This is a genomic window from Legionella maceachernii (assembly GCF_900167045.1).
GTDB classification, from domain to species: Bacteria; Pseudomonadota; Gammaproteobacteria; order Legionellales; family Legionellaceae; genus Tatlockia; species Tatlockia maceachernii.
Map to the genome: position 1 here is coordinate 128365 of NZ_FUXJ01000007.1, position 26349 is coordinate 154713.

Here is a 26349-nt window from a genome sequence, read left to right on the forward strand (position 1 = left end):
ATTTATGGCTGTCAGCGCACATACAATTGATTTGCGGAACTTGGGTATGAAGGATCTAGAGCAAGTTGGAGGTAAAAATGCCTCTTTGGGAGAGATGATTAGCCATTTATCTTCTGCAGGCGTGTTAGTGCCAATGGGTTTTGCAACGACTGCCGATTCTTTTAGGGAGTTTTTGGCTAATGATGGCCTTGATAAAAAAATTTATAATTTGCTCAATACATTAGATTCCGATGATTTGTCTGCATTAACTTCAGTGGGCAAAACCATTCGTGAGATGATTATTAAGGCGCCCTTTTCTTCAAGCTTTGAAAAAGCGGTTCGGGAATCTTACGAGCATCTTGCTAAGGCAATTGGGCATAATGAGTTTAGTGTGGCAGTCCGCTCTTCAGCGACAGCGGAAGATTTACCAGAGGCTTCTTTTGCAGGACAACAGGAAACCTTTTTAAATGTGCGTGGGATAGACGATATTTTAACTACTATTAAGTACGTCTTTGCTTCATTGTTTAATGATCGCGCAATTACGTATCGGGCTCATCATGGTTTTGCTCATAACGATGTTGCTTTATCAGCGGGTATTCAACAAATGATTCGCAGTGATTTAGCAGGAAGCGGTGTGATGTTTACCATGGATACTGAATCGGGTTTTGATCAAGTTGTTTTTATTACTTCCTCGTATGGTTTAGGTGAAATGGTGGTTCAAGGGGCTGTAAATCCTGATGAATTTTATGTGCATAAACCAGGTTTAAAAGCAGGAAAGCCAGCAGTCATTCGGCGAAATTTAGGCACAAAAGCAGTAAAAATGGTGTATTGCGATACAAGTAGAGTAAAAACCGAAGAAGTGTCTCCTGCAGAACGATTGCAATTTTCGTTGACGAATGAAGAAGTTGAGCTTTTGGCTAAACAAGCGCTCATTATTGAAGGGCATTATGGTAAGCCCATGGATATTGAATGGGCTAAAGATGGTAAAGACGGCAAGCTTTACATTTTACAAGCTCGACCCGAAACCGTAAAAAGCCGAGCGAATAAGCAAATTCTAGAGCGTTACACACTGAAAAAACAAGGCCAGATTTTAAGCGAAGGGCGAAGTATTGGTCAGCGGATTGGCCAAGGACGCGCGCGAATTATTAATGACATTAGCGAAATGCATCGCGTTGAGCCGGGCGACGTATTAGTGTCTGATATGACGGATCCCGATTGGGAACCGGTCATGAAGCGTGCTGCAGCGATCGTAACGAATCGAGGTGGGAGAACTTGTCATGCGGCCATTATCGCACGTGAATTAGGAATCCCTGCTGTTGTGGGGTGTGGTGATGCCACACGAAACATCCAAGATGGAGACGAAGTAACGGTTTGTTGTGCAGAAGGGGATATTGGTTATGTTTACCAAGGATTACTGCCTTTTGAACGCGTTAGTCTTGATGTAAGCACAATGCCTGAATTACCACTGAAAGTCATGCTTAACGTAGGAAATCCCGAACGCGCGTTCGCATTCCAGTCAGTTCCTAATGCGGGAGTTGGCTTAGCACGTCTTGAATTTTTAATTTCAAATACCATAGGCATTCATCCAAAAGCTTTATTGGAGTTTGAGCATTTGCAAGATAAGCAATTAAAACAATTTATTGCTGATAAAACAGCTGCTTATGCCTCGCCTGTTGAGTTTTATATTGAACGGTTAAAAGAGGGTATTGCGACCATTGCGGCTGCATTTTATCCAAAACCGGTCATTGTCAGGCTTTCCGATTTTAAATCCAATGAATATGCTAATTTAGTCGGTGGTCAGTTGTATGAACCCCACGAAGAAAATCCCATGCTAGGTTTCCGTGGTGCCTCACGTTATGTGTCCGAAAGCTTCGCAGACTGCTTTGCTTTAGAATGTCAAGCAGTTCGCCGTGTTCGTGAAGAGATGGGGCTTAAAAATGTCGAAGTAATGATTCCTTTCGTTAGAACGGTTTCTGAAGCAGAAGAAGTGATTAAGGTACTCAAAAAACAGGGGCTTGAACGCGGGAAAGAAGAGTTGCGGATCATCATGATGTGTGAGCTCCCCTCGAATGCGTTACTTGCCAGCGAATTTTTAGAGCATTTCGATGGGTTTTCGATTGGATCAAACGATCTAACTCAACTCACCCTTGGTTTAGACAGAGATTCAGGATTGATTGCTTCTCAGTTTGATGAGCGAGATGCGGCCGTTAAGGCTTTGTTGCATATGGCCATTTCAACGTGTAAAAAAGCAGGAAAATACGTCGGTATTTGCGGTCAAGGGCCCTCTGATCATCAGGATTTCGCGCAATGGTTGATGAAAGAGGGCATCGATAGTGTATCCTTAAACCCCGATTCTGTGCTAGAAACCTGCTTATTTCTAGCTGAGCAAAAGTGAATGTTAGGTGTTTGCGTTCAAAAAATAGGACTTTTCTTGGCAGGATATCTTCCTGCCATTGCTTTTGCAAATGACGCAGTCATGGAGCACCATGATCCCATTGCCCCAGTGATTTTGTGGGTGACCTTTATTTTTTTATGCGCTCTGATAGGTCGGTACATTGCTCAACGCTATAAGCAACCGGCCGTACTAGGTGAGTTATTAATGGGGGTGTTGGTAGGAAATCTTTTTTACTTACTGGGTTCTCACCTTATTGTTGTTCTCCGTGAAGGCTCCGCTGTTTTTAATATCATGAAGAGCATGCTAAATGGCGTTTCGCTGACTCAGGCCATTGATGCAAGTATTCCCAATTCTTACTATGCTCACCAGGTTGCTAATGCTCTTAGTCATAACAATGGCGTCGATTTAATCAAAATCGCTTATATTCTGGATATTTTTTCTCAGTATGGGGTTATCTTTTTGCTTTTTAAGGTAGGTCTTGAAAGCTCTATTGAGGAATTAAAGCATACAGGACGAGAGTCAGTTCAGGTAGCGATAATTGGCGTAGCCGCACCTATTCTTTTGGGATTTTTAGTGGCTTATATGCTATCACCTGGAGCCAGTTATAAATCGCATCTTTTTGTAGCCGCGACCTTATCGGCAACCAGTATTGGTATTACAGCACGTGTACTTTCGGAAATGAAAAAATTGCGTACTCGTGAAGCAAAAACAATTTTAGGCGCGGCAATGATAGACGATATTTTAGGTCTGATTATCTTGGCGATAGTCAGCTCGATAGTGCTTAGTGGTGTGGTTGATGTGATGATGGTCACGCAAATTATTATTTCAGCTATCGCGTTTTTTGCGGGTGCATTACTGATTGGTCCTTGGATTGTACGTAAGGCGGTACTGTTTTTTCGGTTCCTGGAATTATGGGAGCTTAAATTATTTATTGCGTTTATTTTCGTCATGACATTGGCTTGGTTAGCCACTGTTTTTCACTTAGCAACTATTATCGGAGCTTTTGCTGCAGGGTTGATTTTACACGATGATTTCTTCGATTCAGAAAAATCCAGGGGAAATTCCCAAAGCATAGGCAATCTGATTACCCCACTCGAATCCATACTGGCGCCTTTATTTTTTATGCTAATTGGTATTCAAGTCAAGCTGGAGGCTTTTGGGGATTGGCAAGTGTTGTTGATGGCGAGTGGATTAATCGCTGCGGCAATCCTTGGGAAATTAATCAGTGGCTTGGGCGGAAGCAAAAAAGATGATCGATGGTTAATAGGAATTGGTATGTTGCCACGAGGGGAAGTAGGTTTGGTTTTCGCTTCTATCGGTCGGACGTTAGGGGTAATTTCGGATCAACTCTTTTCAGCCATTATACTTATGGTCATTGTCACGACTTTTATAGCGCCGCCTCTTTTAAAAGCGCGTTACATGACTAATGATAAAAAAATAATTAAAAAATGAACATTAAGCAAGCGGATATTCTAACGGATGTAAGACGCGCGTTGCAGGAAGACGTTGGTGCGGGCGATGTAAGTGCAGCACTGTTACCAGTCTCATTGATGGTTGACGCAGAAATTATTTCTCGCGAACCAATGTTAGTTTGTGGTTGTCCTTGGGTTGAAGCGGTTTTTGCGGAAATCAATTCAGCTATCCAATTGGATTGGCGAGTGAAGGAGGGTGAATGGTTGGCTAATCCTGCAACCCTATGCCGCATTAAAGGCCCTGCGGCCTCGATATTAACTGCTGAGCGCAGTGCCTTGAATTTTCTGCAAACATTATCAGCAACAGCTACACAAACTTATCACTATGTGCAAGCGCTGAAAGGAACGCACACCCGGTTATTGGATACCCGTAAAACATTACCTGGCTTACGACTGGCGCAAAAATACGCAGTGGCTTGTGCTGGAGGTATTAATCATCGCATGGGTTTATATGATGCTTTTCTAATTAAGGAAAACCACATTAAGGCATGTGGATCAATTAGTAAAGCAATCGAATTAGCAAAATCATTGAAAAATAATTTATTGATTGAAGTCGAGGTGGAAACCCTTGAAGAATTGCATGAAGCATTAAACGCAAAGCCCGATCGCATTTTACTCGACAATTTTTCGAAAGAAATGATTGAAGCCGCAGTAAAAATTAATCAACCTTATGGTTGTAAGTTAGAAGCTTCGGGTGGAATTAATTTATCCACTATCGCGGCCATTGCGCAAACAGGAGTAGACTATATTTCAACTGGGGCAATCACGAAATCGATTCAAGCGATTGATTTAAGTTTATTAGTTAGGAATATTCAATGAACCCACGAATTATTTTTACTGGCGGCGGTACTGCAGGTCATGTCACGCCTAATTTACCATTAATCGAAGCATTACAACATGAAGGTTGGCAGGTCGACTACATTGGCTCAAATGAAGGGGTAGAAAAAGGAATAGTTACTGCTTTACAAGTGCCTTTTCATGGCATTAGTAGTGGGAAATTGAGACGTTATTTCAGTTGGCAGAATTTTTTAGATCCCTTTAAAATTTGTCTTGGTATTGGTCAAGCTTATCGTCTTATGCGCAAGCTTAAAGCAGATGTGGTTTTTTCAAAAGGCGGATTCGTTGCTTTTCCAGTTGTTTTTGCAGCCTGGTTAAATCGTATTCCCATCATTGCTCATGAATCGGACATGAGTCCAGGATTAGCTAATCGTCTTAGTTTTCCTTTCGTTGATAAAATTTGTGTGACATTTGCGGCAGCAAAGCAGCATTTTAAAAACCCAGATAAAGTGGAAGTCACCGGAACTCCTATTCGCCCAGAATTATTTCATGGTTCTAAGGGAGCAGGTTTAACCTGGTGTGGTTTTACCAAAGATAAGCCCTGTTTGCTTGTGATGGGAGGAAGTCAAGGTTCGTTGAAATTAAATTCAATCGTCAGAAATGCATTGCCCGCATTGGTTAAGCAATATCAGATTATTCATTTATGCGGAAAGGGTAAATTGGATGCCTCTTTACTTCATCATGCAGATTATTGCCAGTTGGAATATGCAAGTAAAGAGTTAGCTGATTTGTTTGCTGCAAGTGATGTCGTGGTTTCTCGGGCAGGAGCAAATTCCGTGTATGAAATCCTAGCCCTACAAAAACCACACCTTTTTATTCCCTTACCTTTGCATGCCAGTCGCGGTGACCAAATCCAAAATGCACGTTATTTTAAACAACAGGGCATCAGTCAGGTTTTGGATGAAGACACACTCACCGCGGAAAATTTCCTTAAAGCTATTAATGATACTTATCAACAAAAAGAGGAAATCGTCCAAAGAATCCAAGCATTAAATATTGAATCAGCAACCCTAAAAATCATAGCCCTGATCAAGGAGCAGATGCATGTTGAATCCCCAAAAGCTATATGATTACATCAGTCGTGAATGGAAGGAAACCATTCTACCCAGCTTATGTGATTACATAAAAATTCCCAATAAATCCCCCCATTTTGATAAAAATTGGCAAGAGCATGGCTATATGGAGCGAGCAGTTAACCATGTCGCTGATTGGTGTGAGAAACAGAACCCGGACAATATGAAGCTGGAAATTATACGGCTACCTAACCGGACGCCTTTATTATTCATTGAAATACCCGGAAAAACGGAGCAAACCGTATTGCTTTATGGGCATCTTGATAAACAACCGGAAATGACTGGTTGGCATGAAGATTTAGGGCCCTGGAATCCGGTTATGAAAGAAGGCCGTCTTTACGGTCGTGGTGCGGCTGATGATGGCTATGCGGCCTATGCGTCGATAACAGCAATACGCGCGTTGCAGGAACAAAAATTAGCTCATGCTCGCTGTGTTTTAATTATTGAAGCGTGTGAAGAAAGCGGAAGTTACGATTTACCTTATTATATTGATGCATTAAAAGACAGAATTGGTGAGCCCTCGTTAGTCATTTGCTTGGATTCAGGGGCGGGCAATTACGAACAATTATGGATGACTACTTCGTTACGAGGGAATATCGTTGGCGAATTAACGATTGAATTGCTCAATGAAGCGGTGCATTCTGGGTATGGCAGTGGCATTGTGGCTGATAGCTTTCGCGTCGCAAAACAAGTGATAAGCCGGATTGAAGATGAGATAAAAGGTGAGATTAAACTACCGGAACTGCATTGCGATATCCCTAAAGAGCGAATAAGGCAGGCCGAAAGGTGTGCATCTGTTTTAGGAGAGGAAGTGTATAGCGGATTTCCGTTGCACGCAGGTGTAGAACCCGTCACTAAAGACAAAACACAGTTAATTTTAAATCGAACCTGGCGTCCTGCTTTAGCCGTGACTGGTGCAGAAGGACTCCCGGCACTTGCGGATGCAGGAAATGTATTAAGACCCAAAACTTCATTGAAATTGTCAATGCGCCTGCCGCCGTTGGTTTCACCACAAAAAGCGGCAGAGGCGATGCAAAAAGCCTTAACTGCAAATCCACCTTATCAGGCCAAAGTGAATTTTCGTATTGATAATGTTGCGGGAGGATGGAATGCCCCACCTTTAGCTGATTGGCTAGCAAAGGCAGTGGAAAATGCTTCAATGACCTTTTACCAGAAATCGGCTGTTTATATGGGGGAAGGAGGAACTATCCCCTTTATGGCTATGCTGGGGGAAAAATTTCCTCAAGCCCAATTTGTAATCACCGGGGTGCTGGGTCCGCATTCAAATGCTCACGGGCCAAACGAATTTTTACACTTAGAAATGGTAGAAAAATTAACATGCTGTGTTGCCTATATTCTAAATCAACATTTTGAGCAAATAGACCTCGACAGGTAAAAAAAATATTGCAATACTTTGCTGCCCCTTCCGATAGAAGGGGGTAGCAAACGTGGCTTGAAAAACCACACGAGTCCAAACAAAAAGGAGATTTAAATGAAAGCAAATTTATTTGCTGTTTTGTTGTCGTTATCTATTAGCTATCTTCCCGTACACGCTGCTAGCGAACAATCCAGTAAGCTCCCAGCAATACCCATTCAAAAATCCACTGTAAAAATTGAATTGAATAAAGCAGATAGTCATGCTTTAACCAAGGTCGTCAAAGGAATTGGCCAAAAAAGGGCTGAGGCAATTGTGAAATACCGTACTGAACATGGCAGTTTTAAATCCTTAGAAGAGCTAGCTAAAGTGCCTGGTTTGGGTAATCAGTTTGTTAAGAATCATCTTAATGAACTGCAAGAAGCGTTCACAGTGAATTAATTCCATATCTTCTCTAATTTTTCTTCTCAATACCGTGCTTTAATGCGCGGTATCAATCGATCGCATTCAACAATTAAATTTTTCATGAGGATAGCTAAGGTCTATTTATATTTTTATTCGAATAATTCTTTCATAAGATATGTCGATTTTTATTTCAATATAGGTTAAAGTGTTCGCCAAAAAAAGAACGAGGTAATGAGGCTCATGTTCAGGAAATTGCGGGGCGTTTTTTCGAATGATTTATCGATCGATTTGGGAACGGCCAACACATTGATTTACGTACGAGATAAAGGGATAGTCTTAAATGAACCTTCTGTTGTTGCTTTACGCAATGAATCAGGTCAAAAACGAGTAGCAGCAGTTGGTCTTGAAGCCAAGCGCATGCTTGGAAGGACACCCGGTAACATTAATGCTATTCGACCAATGAAAGACGGCGTAATAGCCGATTTCTTTGTTACCGAAAAAATGTTGCAACATTTTATTCATAAAGTTCATGAAAATCGATTCCTACGACCAAGTCCTCGAGTGCTGGTTTGTGTGCCTTGTGGATCGACCCAGGTTGAAAGACGTGCGATTCGTGAATCAGCGATGGGAGCAGGGGCACGCGAGGTATTTCTCATTGAAGAACCTATGGCGGCAGCACTAGGATCGGGCATGCCAGTGGAGGAAGCAAGTGGTTCCATGGTTGTCGACATTGGTGGTGGGACTACCGAAGTGGCTATTATTTCCCTCAGCGGTATTGTCTATCATCAATCAGTGCGAATTGGTGGTGATAAATTTGACGATGCGATTGTTTCTTATGTACGGCGAAATTATGGAACGCTAATCGGTGAAACCACCGCAGAACGTATCAAGCATGAGATTGGTTCTGCCTTCCCGAGCAGGGATCTTTTTGAGATTGAAGTCAGAGGTAGAAATCTTGCCGAAGGAGTGCCGCGTAGCTTTACATTGACTAGCGCGGAAATTTTGGAAGCCCTGCAAGAGCCATTGTCAGGGATAGTAGGCGCAGTGAGAGCTGCTTTGGAATTGGCACCGCCTGAATTAGCAGCGGATATTGCAGAACGTGGTATGGTGTTAACCGGCGGTGGCGCCCTCCTGAAAAATATGGATACTCTATTAATGGAGGAAACAGGGCTACCGGTGTTAGTTGCAGAAGACCCATTAACTTGCGTTGCTCGTGGTGGTGGTAAAGCCTTGGAAACAATGGATCTACGTGGCGGTGATTTCCTCTCAACAGAATAACCCTAAAAGCAGACTTTTCACCAAAGGCAAGCATAGATCATTTGGTTTTGTGTTTGCCACCATGCTGTCAGTCTCGCTCATGTTTTCAGACTATCACTATCGATATTTAGATAGCGTGCGTAGCGGCTTTGCTTTACTTGTTTCTCCTTTGCAATACACGGTGGATTATCCTGTACGAGTTATTGGTTGGATTCAATCGCTAGTCAGTGCAAAAAAAGCGCTCATCAATGAGAACATGCAGTTGCGTTATCAACAAACCTTACTCGAGGCCGAATTACAAAAACTCCTAGTCATTAAAGAGGAAAATTCCCAACTCAGGGAGTTATTGCTTACCTCAACCAAGGCAAACATGCGGGCAATGGCAGCACAAATTTTAGCTGTCGATACGAGTATCTCTCGCCAATTAGTCGTTTTGAATAAGGGAAAGCGTGACGGTGTGTATACGGGTCAGCCTGTGCTGGATGCAAAAGGAGTCATGGGGCAGATTATTGATGTGGGATATATGACAAGCACCGTATTACTTATATCCGATTCAAAAAGTGCTGTTCCAGTACGAAATAATCGCACGGGCGAGCGGGCTATTCTGGTGGGAACTAATAATATGAGTCAGCTCTCATTAGTAAATTTACCACGAACCTCATCCATTGAGAAAGGAGACTTACTCGTTACCTCTGGGCTTGGACGGCTCTACCCGGAAGGTTATCCGGTGGGTCGAGTTGACAATGTCAGAAGCATTCCTGGGGAAGCGTTCATTAAAGTCGATGTTAGCCCTGTCGCATTACTGAATCGAAATCGGTTGGTTCTTCTCATTTGGCCTGATAAGGAGCAAGAGGAATTAACAGCGCAGATCAATGAGCGAATGAATGCAATAGGAGCAACCGCATGAATTTTGTGAGTTTACGTTTATTTGCGGCAGTTATTATCGCTCTTGCTCTAACCATTTTGCCATTGCCAGAAGTTCTTCTAGGTCTTAGGCCGCCATGGGTTTTGATTCTTATTTTATACTGGCAATTTTTTTTGCCCGATTATTTCAATATTGCTATTTTACTTATTATTGGTTTGGCGCTTGATGTTTTACTCTCGACTGTTCTTGGGGAACATGCGTTTGCGCTGTCATTAGTGACCTGGCTTGCCAGCAGTAAAGCGAGGCGATTCCGCTTGTTTTCGATGGGGCAACAAATGGCGCTGGTAGGATTTTTTTGTTTATTGTATCAAACGCTCATTGTAATGGTTGATGCATCGCTTGGTTATTACTATGGTTTTCTTATGTTATTAGGCAGCACAGCCATAAGTGTTTTGTTATGGCCTTGGATGCGATTAATAGCCGATGACACTTTAGGAAGTAAAATGCCTAGGTTGGGTGATTAACTAGCGTGTATTCTCCGGGTTTTAAATCCCCTAAAGACCAATCAGCAATGCGATGACGTATTAGACGTAGTGTTGGAAAACCAATGGCCGCAGTCATTCTGCGAATTTGGTGGTTTTTCCCTTCTCTTAAAATGATCTCAAGCCAGCTGGTTGGCACGGATTTGCGAAAACGCACAGGAGGCACTCTTGGCCAAAGTGGTGGCTCTTCAATGATCGAAACAGTTGCGGGTAGAAAAGTTATCCCTGAAATCACTAATCCTTTTCTCAGCGGTGCTAAATCTTCGTTGGCTGGAATTCCTTCCACTTGAACCCAATAATATTTCTTTTTGTCAAAACGAGGATGACTTAAACGATGCTGCAGTTTGCCATCATTGGTCAATAGCAGCAACCCTTCGCTGTTTTTATCCAGGCGACCTGCTGCATAAAAATTTGGCATTTGAATGTAACTAGCCAATGTTTCTTCCTTATTTGCGCCAGTGAATTGGCTGACTACACCAAAAGGTTTATTAAATAATAGAATTGAGCTCATAAAACGCTTGACCCCTTTTTTCGAATTGGTAACCTGGTTCAAAAAAAATTGATTATGCATGCGAACGTCAGTTGGGACAAAGGGTTTTAGCATGCTATCATAATTGTCTTTAATTAGCCGGAGTTGTTGATGACATTCGAAAAAATTCATGTACCTACTAATGGCCAAGCCATTACCCTTGCAGCGGATCAATCATTACAGGTACCCGATTTTCCGATCATTCCTTTCATTGAAGGAGATGGTATCGGTGTGGATGTTACCCCTCCGATGAGAGAAGTTGTTGATGCAGCGGTTAAGAAAGCTTATGGTGAAAAAAAGAAAATTGCCTGGATGGAAATCTATGCCGGGGAAAAGGCAACGCAAATTTATGGAGCTAACCAGTGGTTGCCAAAGGAAACCATCGATGCAATTAGAAAATACATCGTTGCCATCAAGGGGCCGTTAACGACGCCTGTAGGAGGCGGAATTCGTTCATTGAATGTCGCGATTAGACAGGAATTGGATCTTTACAATTGCATTAGGCCAATTCGTTATTTTGAAGGTGTCCCAAGTCCTCTTAAAGAACCATGGAAAACGAACATGGTGATTTTCCGCGAAAATTCTGAAGATATTTATGCGGGTATTGAGTGGCAGGCCAATTCAGAAGAAGCTAAAAAAGTAATTCATTTTTTACAGAAAGAAATGGGGGTGAAAAAAATTCGCTTCCCTGAAAATTGCGGCATAGGAATTAAACCGGTTTCTCAGCAAGGGACTAGCCGTTTGGTGAAAGCCGCTATTCAATACGCCATTGATAATCAGCGCGACTCTGTGACCTTTGTGCACAAAGGCAATATCATGAAATTCACGGAGGGTGCATTTAAAGAGTGGGGCTATCAAGTCGCCAAACAGGTTTTTGGTGCCACAGAATATGAGGGCGGCCCTTGGATGCAAATAAAAAATCCGAATACTGGAAAACCAATTATTATCAAAGATATTATTGCAGATGCTTTTCTACAGCAGATTTTGTTAAGGCCAGAAGATTATAGTGTTATTGCGACTCTTAATTTAAATGGTGATTATATTTCTGATGCATTAGCTGCACAGGTGGGTGGAATAGGCATAGCGCCAGGTGCTAATATTGGGGATAAGGTAGCTGTTTTTGAAGCAACTCACGGCACTGCTCCAAAGTACGCTGGACAGAATAAAGTGAATCCTGGTTCCATTATTTTATCCGCTGAAATGATGCTTCGTTACTTAGGATGGCCGGAAGCAGCGGATCATATTGTTAGAGGAATGGAAGGCGCGATTAAGGCGAAAACCGTGACTTATGATTTTGAGCGTTTAATGGAAGGAGCCACCTGCTTAAGTTCCTCCGCGTTTGGCAAAGCGATAATTAAGCACATGTGAATGTGATTAACATATATTATCCTTGAAGTATGCTATGGATTCTTTAGAAGCTCGCTTTTTTTGGAATCTGTAGCACGACATCGCTTAATGTAATGACCAAGATGGTCATGCTCAAGAGTGGTTGTCTCAAATCACCCGAAGCTGTAAAAATGAGCCTCTAAAAGGGGCGTTTTGTGTTTAGCCTGTCATCTAGATAGGATTTTTGTTTATAGTATTACAACAAAAGCGGGGGACTCTTTTTATCTACCCTGCAAAAAATCACTATGGGTGCGATCTAATCAAGGTGTAGCCGATTGTCGCAGGGTTTAATTATTTCAATAATTAAATCATTTTTTTACTGGCCAAAATGCTCTTGGAAGTCTATAAAATTAGTAAAGGGTGTAAGTTATGAGTGGATGGTCATTAGAGGAAATCATTGAACACAAAACAGCAGAGTCGAAAGCTTTGCCTGAGCTTAAGCAACCTAAAAAATACAGGGTTCTACTGCTCAATGATGATTACACCCCAATGGAGTTCGTGGTAGATGTACTGAAGCGATTCTTTCATTTTAATGAGGAATTGGCTACGCAGGTGATGTTACAGGTTCACTTTTTAGGTAAGGGTATTTGTGGCGTGTTTACTAGGGATATTGCAGAAACAAAAGTAGCCTTAGTTAATGATTTTGCTAGAAATAATGAACACCCACTGCTGTGTACTATGGAACCCGAATAGTTTGGTGTTGTGGCTGGAGAGAGGAGCGACAAAATGTTAAACAAAGAACTTGAATTCACCTTAAATCTAGCCTTTAAGGAAGCGAAAGAGAAGCGTCATGAATTCATGACTGTTGAACATCTGCTATTATCTTTGCTAGATAATCCATCAGCTGGAAATGTGCTACAGGCTTGTGATGCTAATATTGATGCGCTACGCCGCGACCTAACCGAGTTTATTGATGAAACGACTCCTCGCATTCCTGAAGATGAGCTCGATCGTGAGACTCAGCCCACATTAGGTTTCCAACGCGTGCTGCAAAGAGCTGTCTTTCATGTGCAATCCGCAGGAAAAACAGAAGTCACGGGTGCGAATGTTTTGGCCGCAATCTTTAGTGAACAAGAAAGCCAAGCTGTCTATTTCTTGCGCCGTGAAAACATTACTCGCCTGGATGTGATCAATTATATTTCTCACGGTGTTTCTAAATATCATAATAATGAAATGAGTGATAGTATGAGCTCGCCAATGGATGAAGAGGGAATGGGTAGTGAAGGCAATGAATCACCCCTTGAAAGCTATTGCATGAATCTTAACAAACGAGCTAGATTGGGCAAAATAGATCCACTCATCGGTCGTCATGAAGAAATTCAACGCACTATTCAGGTTTTATGCCGACGCCGCAAAAATAACCCCTTATTAGTCGGGGAGGCTGGCGTTGGGAAAACAGCAATCGCTGAAGGATTGGCAAGACGTATAGTGGATGGAGAAGTTCCCGATGCAATCAGAGGTTGTGTGGTTTACTCACTTGATCTTGGTGCTTTGCTCGCTGGTACAAAATACCGTGGCGATTTTGAAAAACGTCTGAAAGCCGTATTAAAGCAATTAGGCCAACAAGACGGTGCTGTACTGTTTATCGATGAAATTCATACTATTATTGGTGCCGGTGCCGCCTCAGGTGGGGTAATGGATGCTTCCAACCTAATCAAACCCTTACTTGCTAATGGTGAATTAAAATGCATTGGTTCAACCACTTATCAAGAATATCGTGGCATCTTCGAAAAGGACAGGGCACTTGCCAGACGTTTCCAAAAAATTGACATCACGGAACCTACAGTTGATGAGACTTTTGAAATTCTCAAAGGCTTAAAAGGCCGGTTGGAGGACCATCACGGCGTTAAATTCTCCATTCCTGCATTAAAAGCCGCTGCAGAATTGTCAGCAAAATACATTAATGATCGTTTCTTACCCGATAAAGCAATTGATGTGGTCGACGAAGCCGGTGCTTACCAAAATCTATTAACGGCTAACAAACGTAAGAAGATTATTAGCGTCACTGAGATAGAAAGTGTGGTTGCTAAAATTGCCCGTATTCCAGTCAAAAAGGTATCCGCGCGTGATAAAGATACCTTACGTAATCTTGAAAGGGATTTAAAATTATTGGTTTATGGTCAAGACGATGCCATCACGGCGCTTGCTTCTGCGATTAAATTGGCGCGTTCAGGACTGCGTGATCCCCAAAAACCGGTGGGTTGTTTCCTTTTTGCAGGCCCTACAGGAGTAGGTAAAACAGAAGTTACCAAGCAACTATCGAATGTGTTGGGCATCGAATTACTACGTTTCGATATGTCTGAATACATGGAGAAACATACTGTTTCACGGCTTATTGGTGCACCTCCTGGCTATGTGGGTTACGATCAAGGAGGATTGCTCACGGAGGCTGTCACTAAAAATCCACATGCGGTATTGCTGCTTGACGAAATCGAAAAAGCTCATCCCGATGTTTACAATCTGCTATTACAAATCATGGATCATGGCACACTGACGGATACTAACGGTCGCCAAGCGGATTTTCGTCACGTCATCGTTGTCATGACAAGTAATGCAGGAGCAACAGAGATTTCTCGAAACTCAATAGGGTTCTCTCTGCAGGACAACAGCAATGACAGTTTGGAGGCAATCAAACGTCAATTCAGTCCTGAATTTAGGAATAGATTGGATGCAATCATCAATTTTGCACCACTCGACAGTACGACAATTGGGCTTGTGGTGGATAAATTCATCATGGAGCTTGATGAGCAGCTAAGTAACAAAGGGGTCACCTTCAAAGTGGATAAAGCTGCCCGCGATTGGCTCATTGAACATGGTTATGATAAAACAATGGGAGCCCGTCCAATGGCAAGGTTAATCCAAGAAAACGTGAAGAAACCTTTGGCTGACGAACTACTCTTTGGCAAATTGTCCAATGGTGGTCACGTGACATTAAAAGTCAAAGATGGCAAATTGCATTTTGATAGCCATGACCACAGAGAAGGGGTGTGCTAAGCGGCATGTTTATACTAACCTGTTTTACACCCGTATAGCGCTAATCAAAGATTCCGAGTCTGGCCAACTTCCTGACCAGACTCTATCCTTAGAAATACTGAAAGCAGGAAGAGAGAGCCTGCTTGCTACGCCTGGATCTTTAGGAAACTACGTGTTCTATGAACACGATAGTGCTCTGAACTCAAATTACTCTTTTACAACGTTCAAAGAAATGAGTGGTCCATGTGAGCTCTTGAAAAGAGAATTTCCAAAATGTACTCATCATTGACATTTTTTTCTCACACATTAAAATGCCGTATTCGTTTATAACATTTTAATATACATTTTTTTGGGAGATCTCTATGCTAAAAGATTTGCATATAGCACATATAACAGGAACTGCAAGAGTTCTCCAAAATAAATTGTTTGCGGATAGAGTAGAATTTGGTCTCCCGCGCCGCAGCATTGGCCAAATGTTTTTTAAACCTTATGAGTCAAAGAAAGAGTTTATATTCTGTGCCCGACATACTCTACAACCCGTAGCACTTATTGGCCTCGGTATATTAAGCCCCATAGGTGTTGCGATAATACCTGCTGTCTTTCTTGCTGCCAGCTTGGGATGTTTAGTGATTGGAGGCTTGGCTAAAAGCTTGGGTAACCAGGAGAGTGCTTTATGGTGGTTTAAGGCGGCTGAGGAAATCGTTTCACGTTTATTGCAAACAATTATTAATTTAGTGGTCTTGCCCGTTTCTGCTGTCGCATTACTTACGCGCAGCGTATCCACTGGATTACAAGCAGCAAGTATTTACGATTATGATGCTCCACCAGAGGATAAGAATTCAGAATCAATGGTTCATGCTGATGATAACTATCCAGAATCAATGGTTCATGCTTAAGCATTGCTGAGAATAGTTTAAGCCTAACAAGCGAAGTGTAATCAAACTGCTCGGTGTTTCAATTTTATTTAATCGCTGATCTGTATTTTTTATTACACTTCGTTTATCAAGTCACTGACTAATTAACACGCTGTTTCATTTCTCTGGCTATCTGGTTAGAATAGGCCAATTTATTATAACTCGATTAAACCATGCTAAGTGTGATCATCATTGCGAAAAACGAAGAGGCAAACATCAGGCGTTGTCTTGAGTCTGTTCAATGGGCCGAAGAAGTCATTGTTCTTGATTCTGGAAGCAGTGATAATACGATTGAGATTGCGAAAGAATATACCAATAAAGTGTATTCAACAGATTGGCAAGGCTATGGTATTCAAAAACAGCGTGCTTTAGCTCTGGCAACAAAGGAATGGGTATTAAATCTGGATGCAGATGAGAGTGTTAATGCGGAACTAAAAGCAGTCATTCAAAAGGCAATCGCCAGTGATCACGCTGACGCGTATCGTATTCCAATCCGCATGAATTTTTATGGTTTCCCTCTACGATTCTCCTCAAGCCCTAAACGGCATGTTCGCCTATTTAAACGAGAGGGGGCTCGTTACAGTTCAGACATCGTGCATGAAAAAGTCGTTCTCCCCCCCAGTGCAAGAATTAGCAGAATAAAAAAAGCAATCATGCATCATTCATTTCAAGATGTAAGTCATGCCCTCTATAAAATTAATCGCTATTCGTCTTACAGCGCCAAGATTAAAATCGAAAAGAAGAAAAAGCCCAGTTTTGCTAAAACGCTTGTTGGCACTTGTTGGATGTTTTTCCGTTGCTATGTTTTGCAACGCGGCTTTCTTGACGGAAAAGCAGGGTTTTTATTAGCTGTTTTTAATGCGCAAGGTACTTTTTATCGGGGGATTAAGCAGTTATACCATGATTCCCAATTGGATAAATTCCCTAAAACTCATTCGTAAAGGAACCCAATGGACGCACTCGTCGGCTCGTCAACGCAATTTTCTGATCAGAAATTTGTTCCGTTGCTTTTAGCAGCAACCCTTTTTGTGCTTCCCTTAAGTTCCTCGGCAAAAAGTATTTGTTTAAGCTTATCCGTTGTAGCCATTTTGTTAATTCCGTCTTATCGATCGGAAATATTCGCTTTATTAGCAAAAGATTGGTGTAAAGCAGCGATTAGTTTATTTTGTCTCGCCCTTGCGGCTTGCTTATGGAGTCCTGCTAGCTTTTCAGAAAAAATGCTCATCTTGGAAAAATACAGCAAATTCTTGTACTTGCCTATTCTTGTTGCCGGATTTCGTAGTGAGCGAGCAAGAAATACAGGGTTACATGCTTTCCTATTGGCAATGTTGCTCACTTCAATGATTGCGATGTTAAGGGTTAAGGGGTTTTTACTTACCTACATTATTCATCCTGATTATATTTTTCGCAATCATATTATGGTTGGTTATATGCTCGATTTTGCAGCTTATTTATCAGCATTATTTGCTTATCGGCAATCAGGGGTTAAACGACTAGCTTATGGCCTGCTGTTTATTTTATTCAGTTATCATGTGCTTTTTATCAATGAAGGACGAATGGGATACATTGCCTATTTTATGCTGATGGCTCTATTAATCCTGCAAATTTGCTCTTGGCGCTTGGCTATTACTGGTGTCATCATCATTTGTGCTGCATTCCTCTTTGTTTATCACGAAAGTGAATACATGAGGAATCGCTTAAGTTTAGTGGTTACCGAAGTGAAACATTACCAACAGAACGATAAAGACACACCTGTAGGGTATCGTCTGCAATTCTATCAGTTTGCCTATCACCTCTTTAACAGGCATCCCTATGTAGGTAATGGAACAGGTAGTTTTACTTATTATTTCAGAACAGAAAAACCGGTTCCTTCTTGGCAGAATACCCTGTTAGAACCGCATAATCAGTATTTTTTTGTGGCTACCGAATTTGGGCTGTTAGGAATCGTTAGTTTATTCGCATTCCTTTTTTATTTAATTAAGGCAAGCTTACGGCTTGATAAAATGCGCTCCGTTGCTTTTGCTATGCTTGTCTGTTTTCTCTTAGGAAATTTGACGGATTCTCTTTTACTTTATTCTGGTTCTGGTTATTTCTTTATTTTATTTATGGCGCTTTGCTTAGCGGAGCCTTCACGGCTTGAAAAATAAGGACATCTTTCTCGTTTAGAAAGTTTCATTTATGGGTAACAAAAAAGCAAAATTAAAACACACTGTTCATATTTTGTTAATAATGTCTCTTTATAATGGCTTTGGTATAGTCAATTTGGAGATGTAAATGTTATCCACACAAGATTTAATCATTACCCTTGCTACCGATTTAGCAAGCAAACACGTTCCAATCCCTGCACTCATCAAGCTAATTGACTCAGCTGAAAAACCAGATGAGGTTGTTTCTGAGTTCGATGAAGTAGGAGATGGATTAGTTCATCTTTTATTGTCGAGAGTAAATGAAGATGAAGATGAGATCATTACCTTTGTAAAAAAATATTCTGCTTCTCTTGATCTCAATCGACAGACTGAAACCGGCGAAACAGCTTTACATGTGATTGCCAAAAAAGATCTAGCTAAATTATCTGCGCTTGTGCTGAGTGGTGAACTGCAATTTGCTAGCAAACCCAATTTATATGCAAAAAATGAATCAGGTAAAACGCCAGCAGAAATGGCGGGTGTATTGAGCAAAGATCTTTTTAAGGAAGTCATGCAAGACGATTTTATTGATAGGGTTGTGTTAGTGACTTCGTTTGCAACCGATTCCGTATTTAGTTATTTAATGGATAACGAGTATGCTACAGTGGTTTGGACAGAGTCTGGCGACCCTGATGCAAGAGCATCCGTTATCAAAGCGATAGCAGAAAAATCGGGGCTTATCGCTGATGATGGTACGGTTGGCAAGCACTTGAATTTTGCAGAAACGCTCTATGACAAGAGCTTTGTAGATAGGCCGCATAGCCATTGGACGTGGAACCACTTATGCCATCCCAATATTGGTGGAGCCTGGGAAGATGCGCTGATTGCTGTGATTGATCCATTAACAAGCTTTCAAAACGTCGAAGGGATTGTTCCTTATGACACCACTATTATGGGCCCTCACCGTTTAAGCGGGCAATCCATTATTTTAGTGCCTAATGATGCTGTGGCGGCGCTTACAAAACGTTTAAAAGAAGAAGGCAGTTTTCTGGGAACCATTCAAGGATATGATCCTTCAGTGATGACCCTAAGGCAAGCGCTTGAGAAGGCGATGAAGACGCATTATCCAAAAGCAGCGACGTTGTTTAACCATAAAGCCGGTAATGTCAATCTCACTAAAATTACAAAATCTACCGCGGGTTATTTTGGGTATGATTTTTCTTATGGCCTTTTTGATGAATTGTTTATGCAATTTGAGGGAAATAACGTGCCTTTAATGAGGGGGCGTGCAACTATTTCTCTTCCAGCCTACCGTGAATACAGCCAGGATCGACACGTCGGGTTGCACTCCGGTTCAGTAAGTGATATCGAAAAGAATACGATTTTGCTCCATTTAAAAGAGGTTTCTATAAAGCCTGAGAAGCTATCAGAAAAAATTCCTTATCTGATCGGCAAGGAAGGCAATAAAGAAATTTCTAAACTTTGCACCGTTGAAGCGTATAAAGTTTACAAAAAACTGCATCAATATAGCGAGGAAACAGGGGCGCATGATTACGCTGAGTATTTATTAAAGAAAGCAATCATTGCTGATTTCAGAGCTTACCACTATCAAGTGGATGCTAAGGAACCTGCTTTGGACAGCATCAAACTTAAGCAAATGGTGGATGAAAGTTTTGAGGGCTTGGTTGCTGCTTTAGAAAAAATAACACGTCATGGTGCTGATTTGACAGAATATAGAGCAACAATGGCTGAGACTTATACTAAAATTCTCACGCCGCCAAAATCGACTATTGTCAAAGAAGGCGTGAAATTTAGCATTTGGACTGAAGAACCTGTTCAGTTACCTGCACAGCTCCAAAGAGAACTAGAACATGATCAGTCTGCGAATCCTAAACAAACGGTTGAGGAACAACCCTCATCGCAAGATGTGCAAGTGTTCGTATAAAATACTAATAGGAGATAAAAAAAGGCTGCGTATTAAGCAGCCTTTTTTATTGTTGATGTCGAACGTGAATCTAAAATCTTAATGCTCAAGCCTATTAACTTACTTATCATAACACCCACAGAGTTTAATTCGTTTGAAGCCATATGACTTTTAAGGTTTAGCACCAAATTTAGCTTATACTTTCTCTTTTATTTCACATAAGTCTGCTCATTGAAGATGCGTATCGCAACCATAATTCATGGTGTTAAAACTGAGGTTATTACGGCTCAACAGCAATCTCACCGCCGCTTATTTTATCAGGGTAAAGAAATCACTGATTCCACCATTCTTGCTAGTTACAGCAAGGAAGGCAAGGGGAGCAGCACCAAACATTTTGTTGTTATCCATGACATTAAAACAGAGGTTATGACTGCAAATCAGCTCACTAAAAACCGTTTATTTCATCAGAGTAAAGAAATCACTGACGCGGCCATTCTTGCTACCCATAGCAAAGAAGGCAAAGGGAACAGCATCAAACATTTTGTTGTGATCAATGGCATCAAGACCGAAGTGTTCAACAAAAAGCAATTAAAACGGCGGCAATTTGCATCACAACAGCGGGAAGACGAGTGGGGTAAGCGTGCTCGCCTGCAAATCCCAGGGGAGGAAAGCGTATTAACAGATCTCTATGACCAAATTCTTGCTGGAGTTAAAGGGCTTTAGCACTCCCTCAAGCACTGATAGTCTACCGGAGTCTGGGCAATTGCGATTGCCGTAGGAAGTTGCGCAACCTTATGGGCGTGTTAACCATCCTGGCCTGCAAACCACAAGGCAGGGAGGTGCATTAACAAGCTCTTATGACCAGATTCTTACTGGGTTAGAGGGCTTTAGCACTACCCAAAGCACTGATGCCCTGCCGGAAGCTGGGAGGGCACAATTGATGCAAGAAGTTTCGCAGTCTAATTCCCTGGGTTGTTTAACACACACGCTTTTTCAGCCACCAAATCAACTGGCAAACCAACACCACCCTATGCAGCTTTCTGCCACAGGAAGTCGTATATTGCAGCAGCAAGGTGATTTGGTGAGTAGTAGATTAGAGGCGGCCTATCATGTGCTGGAACAGGCTTTGCTTGATGATACCGAGTCCGACAATGCGCGTTTCACTTATTAATATCAGTCTTGTGTTTGAGTATTGGGTTAAAATTTTGAAAAAGTGACGTCCAGTCTTAGACTGGTCGCCATTTTGGGTCTTTGCACATGAAATACATTATCGAGATCAATTATGCGACTGTCTAAGATTTGAGATCTACTTTGGATTTAGTGACGGTAGCTATGGTGTACAACAGCCAATTTTCAATAATTCATTACTGGCATCTGTTGGATAAGAACCGCAGCGGGTTGGCTTATTAAGCCATGATGGCTTAGCCCATAGAAGTGTATCGAAATTTTGTATCGCAAATGTGGCCGTAACCTTTGGATTTTCTTCCGAGTAAGTTTTATCCTATTTGAAGTATAGAATGATTGACTAATGCCTCCTCAACTTCAGGAGCGGGATTTCTCTCTCCAATTAATTGCTTAGCTTCTCTCGCAAAAAACTCAAAATACCTCATGCGTGAATCCCTATTATTTTGATCTTTTTTAGTCACATAAAAATCAAAATAGGTAGTAAATTTTTTCTCGAGGTGAGCACTAAGCATAAGTGGAGTAAATAGGTTTCGAATTTCAACCGGAAGTATTTCAGGCAGCCTATCGAGACCAAAAGTCACTATCATGGCCGCCTTTATGTTGATTAGCATGGTTTCTGTGATCCCTATAACGAGGAAGTTTAAGCGCTCATCATGAGGCGAGGAGAGATTTTGCTTAAATTGGAGGCTAATTTGTAATAGCCATTCGAGCGTTTTCGCTTTAAAAATAAAGGTAGTAAGACTATTTTCTTTTATTTCTTCTAATAGTTTGGATATTTCATTTAATTTGACAAACAATACTTCTTGAGTGATGGGTGGATTTTCATTTAAATCTGCTATTTTCTCATTTAACTGATTTTCAATTGCTTTAGGTATAGCCATCTCTTGTCGTTTTTCTTGATGAGTTTTCACAATCGCTCCTTAAAGAGTTATCTACTTCATTTCGACTCTTGCATTCTGTATTTCCTGTGGAGGCGCAGAATCTGCTTCAGGTTTAGAGTAGAAGGTTTGAGTAGTAGCATTAGAAAATCGGTGCACACTATTAGGTAAATTTTCTAGGAAAAGACGGTATTCGTCCACCATTTGTTGCTTATAATGGTTACACTCCGCATCATTAGGTAACTCAAGGGCATTTGCCAATGTTTCTACTCGTCTCAAGAGTTGTTTATAGTGGTTGTCAATAAGTGATTGAACTTCAGATACAGGCATGTTCATTTGACCATCCTGTCCTTGATGAACACTTCTAAAATCAGCCAAGAAACTTTTCTTTAACAAATATTGAGCATAACTATGCAGTCCCGTTTCAGAAGAATACTCCATGAGTTTTTGGCAAATAGTAAAGGTTCTCACCAGAACAAGCTCGTTAAGGTTTCGAACCCCTTCTTGGCCGACAAAATTAGGTTTAAATTGCGGTAATTTGTTCGGCGAAACTGAAACTGTTCTTAATATTTTCATTAAACGGTCGGATTCAATGTCTGTGGGGGAATGGCTATGTAAGCCAACAAATCGGCCTTGGGCATAAGTTTGGTATGCTGGCATGAGTAGTGTTTTTTCCCCCTGCATCAATGGGATTAAATCGGCTCCCTCTTCTGAGCGTATAAACACGTCTTCGAAGTAACCCTTAACCGAATTATAATTTCGTTCCCTCACTTGGGAAGGATTGAAATTGTTATCCCCGCCAGATAACGCCAATTCATTGATATTGTGACCCTTTTTATCGGTCATGATGAATGCTTTAGGGTAATGCACTTCGAGTACTCGATTGATTGCGCTTCTTAAAGTTTCTTTACTCGGATCAAAGCCTATAATTTTACCTGGGTAGCTTTGAAGTCTAGCCCTTAAGGGTTCTACACTTTCATCGGGAACAAGGATGCAAGATTCTTTAGTGAATTGGTGAGGCCCCATCGTCATCGTATCATAGGGGGCACAACCCATTACATTGTCCACAGCACTTAAAGGTTCAAAGAATGCAACTAAAGAATGCTCCCAATCACCGCCTGAATTCGCTTGGAATAAGCCATTCCACCACCAATGGACATGTGGCCTGTCAACAAAAGAATGGGTGTATTGATGGGCACTAAATGCCAAATGGGAACCAATAATTGCGTCATTGGTAAGGAGAGTATCGTCTTGGGTAATCGCATTTTGAATGGTTTTGGAGACATCAAAAGAATCCGTTTCTGAATTAAAAGCAATGAGATGGTCTTTACCAATTTTAAATAAAAGATCAAGGATGGAATTGGGTTGAAGCGGATGAACTAAAATAATTCTGTTGGTGAAGTCAGTAGCTGTAATCTCTTTATTCTCTTTACCCTTCATACTCACTTCCTCCATAGAACATCATTAAGTGGCTAAAAAAATCGACACTAAAATGGAGAAATTATATACTAAATGAGTAATAAAAATCAATATAAAAGAGGAAATCGTGTCACAGGCTGGTAATGCATGAGTTACATTGACAGTTCAAACATTAGGCAATTTGGGTACGTGCCTAATATTAAAACGCCAATTTAAATTGTTGCCAATACTTGTTGTATAGTTCTAGCGTTTCTTCACCAAGATCACGCTGGAGATAAGCATGTTTTAAGGTTTCTTCAGCAGGATACACAACCAGATTATCATTAATGGCCTTCGGTAAAAGCGCTCGTCCTTTGGCATTGGTTATTGCTGCTCCTTCTAACAAGGCAATTTTCACAGCGGATTCCGGTTTAAACATGAAATTAATGAATTCATAAGCTTCTTTAGGATGAGGTGGATTAATAGGGATAGCAAGGCAATCCACCCAAATCACAAACCCTTCATTGGGGTAGCTAAAGCTAATTTGCGGATTTTCTCCTTGCGCTTTGAAGGCATCACCATTCCAGGCAACGCCTGCAATAGCATCCTCATCAATCATTATGGCTTGAATACTGTCGCTAGCAAATAATTTAATATTGGGCACTAATTCCAAGAGCCGGTGATAAGCTTGTTCAATGTGCGTAGGATCTTTATCGTTGGGGTTATACCCTAAACTCATTAAGGCAATAGAAAACGCTTCCCGTGGATCGTCCAACAACATGAGCTGATTACGCCAGCGTTTTTGCCATAAATTCTGCCAAGTTTTGGGTGCGTCTTTGACGTAACTTCTGTTATAAAAAATCCCTGTTGCTCCCCAAATTAACGGAGCACTGTATTGATTTCCAGGATCATAATCGCTCTGGCTGAAATGATCATCAATATTAGCGAGATTGGGCAACAGATTATGATTAAGTGGCATCAACATCCCTTGGTTGCGCATGCGTTCAACAAAATACGCAGAGGGTAAAATCACATCATAAATACTGTTGCCGCTTGCTTTTAGCTTGGCATACATTGTTTCATTGCTGTCATAGGTGGATAAATGGACTGTAATGCCTGTTTCGTTTTCAAATTCCTGTAAAAGTTTCTTGGGAATTTCTCCACCCCAAATGTAAACATTAACGACGCGGTTGGCAAAAAGCGTCGTCGATATTAAGAGGCAAAAAAATAACAAGAGAAAACGTCTCATGGTGATTTACTCGATAAACGATGAGAAAGAATCACCAATGCCATTGATAAGGCAAGAGTGATAGTGCATAGCGCATTAAGTTCGGGAGTTACGCCTGTTCTTACCAAAGAATAAATGGTCAATGGCAAGATATTGAAATCAGGGCCCGCAACGAAATAACTAATAATAACGTCATCAAAAGAGAGGGTAAAACAAAGTAAAAAAGCACTCAATACTGCAGGCCACAATAAGGGCAGTAGAATTTTTATTAAAGCAGTAAAGCGACTGGCTCCCAAATCCAATGCGCTGAAATAAATATTGGGATCGAGAGTATGGATTCGGCTATTAATCGTTAAAATGACAAAAGGAATACAAAAAGTAATATGAGCAATCAATAAACTAAAAAAACCCAGCGGCACGGAAGCCACATTAAAAAAAATCAGAAGAGCAACACCTAAAACGAGATCGGGAATAATGATAAGCAGTAACAATATTGCGTTAAGTAAACGCTGCGATTGGTTACGAAACAAGAAAAAATGAACACAAGTTAACAATCCAAAGGTGGTAGCTACGACGGAGGCACTAAGTCCTAAAAGAGCTGAGTGAAAAAAAGCAGACCATAAGCCGCGGTCGTGAAATAGTTCGGCATACCATTTCAGCGAAAAGCCATGCCATTGCAAAGAAAATTTAGCGTCATTTATTGAATAAATAACGAGGACCAAAATAGGAAAATAAAGAGAAAAATAAACCAAATTTAAAAATGTTTTTTGTGCCAAAGCTTTCATTGCAAGACCTCCTTGCTTTGACGACGAAAGAAAAATAGGACTATTAATAAAAGTACAGTAAGTAAAACGGAAGTGGCCGACCCTTGGGGCCAATTTTCCAGTATAAGAAACTGATCTTGAATCAAATTGCCAAGTAAAATGGAACGAGCACCTCCCAAGACATTGGGAATATAAAATAAAGTCATTGCTGGCAAGAGCACCATTAAACAACCAGCAATAATACCATTGGCTGTATTAGGTAAAAATACGCGAAAAAAGATATTCAATTTTCCAGCGCCTAAATCTTTTGCAGCCTCAATAAGTCTAAAATCAAAACGTTCCATATTGGTAAAAATAGGTAAAACCATAAAAGGAAAGAGGTTATAAACCAGACCAGTAATGACCGCAAAATTGGAGTAGAGTAGGGAAAGTGGCGTATCAATTAAATGGAGTTTTAAAAGCACTGCATTAATGATGCCCTTTGACTTAAGCAAAGCAATTAAAGAGTAAGTGCGTATTAGGGAGCTTGTCCAAAAAGGAATGATAATCAGTAATAGCAGAATCGATTTATGCTTTGATTTAATTAATAAAAAACTAAATGGGTAGGCAAGCAGGAGACAGCAGGCTGTAGCAAACAAAGCCATCAATAAAGAGCGCAGGAAAATTTTAATAAAAATCGGAGTAAGTAAAGCTGAATAATTGCTGAGCGTAAAAGGTAAATCAACCAAATGTGCGCTATTTCTGGATAGAAAACTGGAGATTAGCACCAGGCAAAGTGGTATAAAGCTAAAAATAACTAACCAGAGATACGTAAGATAAACTGACAGGGATCTAACTTTCATTC

General features: G+C 41.1%; 24 protein-coding genes. 18 read left to right on the top strand and 6 right to left on the bottom strand.

Features of this window, described 5'->3' with window-relative positions:
• Positions 1 to 4: 4 nt before the first annotated feature.
• From ppsA to mreD, 9 genes are all read left to right on the top strand, one after another.
• A complete protein-coding gene (gene ppsA / locus B5D33_RS07545) occupies positions 5 to 2374 on the top strand; it encodes a phosphoenolpyruvate synthase (protein ID WP_058451054.1) in 2370 nt (789 codons plus the stop codon).
• Entirely contained in the window at positions 2375 to 3826 is a 1452-nt protein-coding gene (locus B5D33_RS07550; protein ID WP_058451055.1) for a cation:proton antiporter, read from the top strand.
• Positions 3823 to 4665: a carboxylating nicotinate-nucleotide diphosphorylase gene (gene nadC, locus B5D33_RS07555; protein ID WP_058451056.1), complete on the top strand. Its 843-nt coding sequence runs from the start codon at positions 3823 to 3825 to the stop codon at positions 4663 to 4665. The genes B5D33_RS07550 and nadC overlap by 4 nt, the downstream gene beginning before the upstream one ends.
• Positions 4662 to 5753 carry an undecaprenyldiphospho-muramoylpentapeptide beta-N-acetylglucosaminyltransferase gene (locus B5D33_RS07560; protein WP_058451057.1) on the top strand — a complete coding sequence of 364 codons (1092 nt, stop codon included), beginning with the start codon at positions 4662 to 4664 and terminating at the stop codon, positions 5751 to 5753. Before nadC ends, B5D33_RS07560 begins: the two co-directional genes overlap by 4 nt.
• Complete coding sequence (locus B5D33_RS07565) at positions 5728 to 7152, top strand: M20 family metallopeptidase (RefSeq protein ID WP_058451058.1); 1425 nt, start codon at positions 5728 to 5730, stop codon at positions 7150 to 7152. The genes B5D33_RS07560 and B5D33_RS07565 overlap by 26 nt, the downstream gene beginning before the upstream one ends.
• A 96-nt stretch (positions 7153 to 7248) precedes the next feature.
• On the top strand, positions 7249 to 7572 hold the full coding sequence (locus tag B5D33_RS07570; protein WP_058451059.1) for a ComEA family DNA-binding protein: 324 nt from the start codon (positions 7249 to 7251) through the stop codon (positions 7570 to 7572).
• A 204-nt stretch (positions 7573 to 7776) separates the two neighbouring features.
• Positions 7777 to 8814 (top strand): rod shape-determining protein, encoded by a 1038-nt coding sequence (locus B5D33_RS07575; RefSeq protein WP_025385468.1) that lies wholly within the window; start codon positions 7777 to 7779, stop codon positions 8812 to 8814.
• The gene (gene mreC / locus B5D33_RS07580) at positions 8792 to 9700 is read left to right on the top strand and encodes a rod shape-determining protein MreC (protein WP_058451060.1); all 909 of its coding nucleotides are present in this window, start codon (positions 8792 to 8794) and stop codon (positions 9698 to 9700) included. Before B5D33_RS07575 ends, mreC begins: the two co-directional genes overlap by 23 nt.
• Entirely contained in the window at positions 9697 to 10182 is a 486-nt protein-coding gene (gene mreD, locus B5D33_RS07585) for a rod shape-determining protein MreD (RefSeq protein ID WP_058451061.1), read from the top strand. The genes mreC and mreD overlap by 4 nt, the downstream gene beginning before the upstream one ends.
• Here the strand turns inward: mreD and B5D33_RS07590 are convergent.
• Entirely contained in the window at positions 10166 to 10711 is a 546-nt protein-coding gene (locus B5D33_RS07590) for a pseudouridine synthase (protein ID WP_058451087.1), read from the bottom strand. The two genes, mreD and B5D33_RS07590, sit on opposite strands and share 17 nt — an antisense overlap.
• 129 nt (positions 10712 to 10840) lie before the next feature.
• Here B5D33_RS07590 and icd point away from each other — a divergent pair, with 129 nt between their 5' ends.
• From icd to B5D33_RS07635, 9 genes are all read left to right on the top strand, one after another.
• Positions 10841 to 12097: an NADP-dependent isocitrate dehydrogenase gene (gene icd / locus B5D33_RS07595; RefSeq protein WP_058451062.1), complete on the top strand. Its 1257-nt coding sequence runs from the start codon at positions 10841 to 10843 to the stop codon at positions 12095 to 12097.
• Positions 12098 to 12484: 387 nt separating this feature from the next.
• Positions 12485 to 12808 carry an ATP-dependent Clp protease adapter ClpS gene (gene clpS / locus B5D33_RS07600; RefSeq protein ID WP_058451063.1) on the top strand — a complete coding sequence of 108 codons (324 nt, stop codon included), beginning with the start codon at positions 12485 to 12487 and terminating at the stop codon, positions 12806 to 12808.
• Positions 12809 to 12841: 33 nt separating this feature from the next.
• Complete coding sequence (clpA, locus tag B5D33_RS07605; RefSeq protein ID WP_058451064.1) at positions 12842 to 15109, top strand: ATP-dependent Clp protease ATP-binding subunit ClpA; 2268 nt, start codon at positions 12842 to 12844, stop codon at positions 15107 to 15109.
• Positions 15110 to 15450: 341 nt separating this feature from the next.
• Complete coding sequence (locus B5D33_RS07610) at positions 15451 to 15984, top strand: hypothetical protein (RefSeq protein WP_058451065.1); 534 nt, start codon at positions 15451 to 15453, stop codon at positions 15982 to 15984.
• A gap of 191 nt (positions 15985 to 16175) precedes the next feature.
• Positions 16176 to 16943, top strand: coding sequence for a glycosyltransferase family 2 protein (locus B5D33_RS07615; RefSeq protein WP_058451066.1), 768 nt, complete (start codon positions 16176 to 16178; stop codon positions 16941 to 16943).
• Positions 16944 to 16952: 9 nt separating this feature from the next.
• The gene (locus tag B5D33_RS07620) at positions 16953 to 18149 is read left to right on the top strand and encodes an O-antigen ligase family protein (RefSeq protein ID WP_058451067.1); all 1197 of its coding nucleotides are present in this window, start codon (positions 16953 to 16955) and stop codon (positions 18147 to 18149) included.
• A 127-nt stretch (positions 18150 to 18276) separates the two neighbouring features.
• Positions 18277 to 20073, top strand: a complete 1797-nt coding sequence (locus B5D33_RS07625) for a hypothetical protein (RefSeq protein WP_058451068.1) — start codon at positions 18277 to 18279, stop codon at positions 20071 to 20073.
• A 216-nt stretch (positions 20074 to 20289) separates the two neighbouring features.
• Positions 20290 to 20775, top strand: coding sequence for a hypothetical protein (locus B5D33_RS07630; RefSeq protein WP_058451069.1), 486 nt, complete (start codon positions 20290 to 20292; stop codon positions 20773 to 20775).
• Positions 20776 to 20989: 214 nt separating this feature from the next.
• Positions 20990 to 21223, top strand: coding sequence for a hypothetical protein (locus B5D33_RS07635; RefSeq protein WP_133140951.1), 234 nt, complete (start codon positions 20990 to 20992; stop codon positions 21221 to 21223).
• 325 nt (positions 21224 to 21548) lie between these two features.
• Here B5D33_RS07635 and B5D33_RS07640 read toward each other — a convergent pair whose 3' ends face one another.
• The 5 genes from B5D33_RS07640 to B5D33_RS07660 form a co-directional block, all read right to left on the bottom strand.
• Positions 21549 to 22148, bottom strand: a complete 600-nt coding sequence (locus B5D33_RS07640) for a hypothetical protein (protein WP_058451071.1) — start codon at positions 22146 to 22148, stop codon at positions 21549 to 21551.
• A 21-nt stretch (positions 22149 to 22169) separates the two neighbouring features.
• Entirely contained in the window at positions 22170 to 23555 is a 1386-nt protein-coding gene (locus B5D33_RS07645; RefSeq protein ID WP_058451072.1) for a hypothetical protein, read from the bottom strand.
• Positions 23556 to 23733: 178 nt separating this feature from the next.
• Positions 23734 to 24762, bottom strand: a complete 1029-nt coding sequence (locus tag B5D33_RS07650; RefSeq protein WP_058451073.1) for an ABC transporter substrate-binding protein — start codon at positions 24760 to 24762, stop codon at positions 23734 to 23736.
• Positions 24759 to 25526: an ABC transporter permease subunit gene (locus B5D33_RS07655; RefSeq protein ID WP_058451074.1), complete on the bottom strand. Its 768-nt coding sequence runs from the start codon at positions 25524 to 25526 to the stop codon at positions 24759 to 24761. Before B5D33_RS07655 ends, B5D33_RS07650 begins: the two co-directional genes overlap by 4 nt.
• Positions 25523 to 26347: an ABC transporter permease gene (locus B5D33_RS07660; protein ID WP_058451075.1), complete on the bottom strand. Its 825-nt coding sequence runs from the start codon at positions 26345 to 26347 to the stop codon at positions 25523 to 25525. Before B5D33_RS07660 ends, B5D33_RS07655 begins: the two co-directional genes overlap by 4 nt.
• Between the last annotated feature and the right edge of the window lie 2 nt (positions 26348 to 26349).

Bases quoted from the DNA above. Each gene is read 5' to 3' on its own strand.
- ppsA (WP_058451054.1), top strand. From the start codon at position 5: ATGGCTGTCAGCGCACATACAATTGATTTGCGGAACTTGGGTATGAAG.
- B5D33_RS07550 (WP_058451055.1), top strand. From the start codon at position 2,375: ATGTTAGGTGTTTGCGTTCAAAAAATAGGACTTTTCTTGGCAGGATAT.
- nadC (WP_058451056.1), top strand. From the start codon at position 3,823: ATGAACATTAAGCAAGCGGATATTCTAACGGATGTAAGACGCGCGTTG.
- B5D33_RS07560 (WP_058451057.1), top strand. From the start codon at position 4,662: ATGAACCCACGAATTATTTTTACTGGCGGCGGTACTGCAGGTCATGTC.
- B5D33_RS07565 (WP_058451058.1), top strand. From the start codon at position 5,728: ATGTTGAATCCCCAAAAGCTATATGATTACATCAGTCGTGAATGGAAG.
- B5D33_RS07570 (WP_058451059.1), top strand. From the start codon at position 7,249: ATGAAAGCAAATTTATTTGCTGTTTTGTTGTCGTTATCTATTAGCTAT.
- B5D33_RS07575 (WP_025385468.1), top strand. From the start codon at position 7,777: ATGTTCAGGAAATTGCGGGGCGTTTTTTCGAATGATTTATCGATCGAT.
- mreD (WP_058451061.1), top strand. From the start codon at position 9,697: ATGAATTTTGTGAGTTTACGTTTATTTGCGGCAGTTATTATCGCTCTT.
- B5D33_RS07590 (WP_058451087.1), bottom strand. From the start codon at position 10,711: ATGAGCTCAATTCTATTATTTAATAAACCTTTTGGTGTAGTCAGCCAA.
- icd (WP_058451062.1), top strand. From the start codon at position 10,841: ATGACATTCGAAAAAATTCATGTACCTACTAATGGCCAAGCCATTACC.
- clpS (WP_058451063.1), top strand. From the start codon at position 12,485: ATGAGTGGATGGTCATTAGAGGAAATCATTGAACACAAAACAGCAGAG.
- clpA (WP_058451064.1), top strand. From the start codon at position 12,842: ATGTTAAACAAAGAACTTGAATTCACCTTAAATCTAGCCTTTAAGGAA.
- B5D33_RS07610 (WP_058451065.1), top strand. From the start codon at position 15,451: ATGCTAAAAGATTTGCATATAGCACATATAACAGGAACTGCAAGAGTT.
- B5D33_RS07615 (WP_058451066.1), top strand. From the start codon at position 16,176: ATGCTAAGTGTGATCATCATTGCGAAAAACGAAGAGGCAAACATCAGG.
- B5D33_RS07620 (WP_058451067.1), top strand. From the start codon at position 16,953: ATGGACGCACTCGTCGGCTCGTCAACGCAATTTTCTGATCAGAAATTT.
- B5D33_RS07625 (WP_058451068.1), top strand. From the start codon at position 18,277: ATGTTATCCACACAAGATTTAATCATTACCCTTGCTACCGATTTAGCA.
- B5D33_RS07630 (WP_058451069.1), top strand. From the start codon at position 20,290: ATGCGTATCGCAACCATAATTCATGGTGTTAAAACTGAGGTTATTACG.
- B5D33_RS07645 (WP_058451072.1), bottom strand. From the start codon at position 23,555: ATGAAGGGTAAAGAGAATAAAGAGATTACAGCTACTGACTTCACCAAC.
- B5D33_RS07650 (WP_058451073.1), bottom strand. From the start codon at position 24,762: ATGAGACGTTTTCTCTTGTTATTTTTTTGCCTCTTAATATCGACGACG.
- B5D33_RS07655 (WP_058451074.1), bottom strand. From the start codon at position 25,526: ATGAAAGCTTTGGCACAAAAAACATTTTTAAATTTGGTTTATTTTTCT.
- B5D33_RS07660 (WP_058451075.1), bottom strand. From the start codon at position 26,347: ATGAAAGTTAGATCCCTGTCAGTTTATCTTACGTATCTCTGGTTAGTT.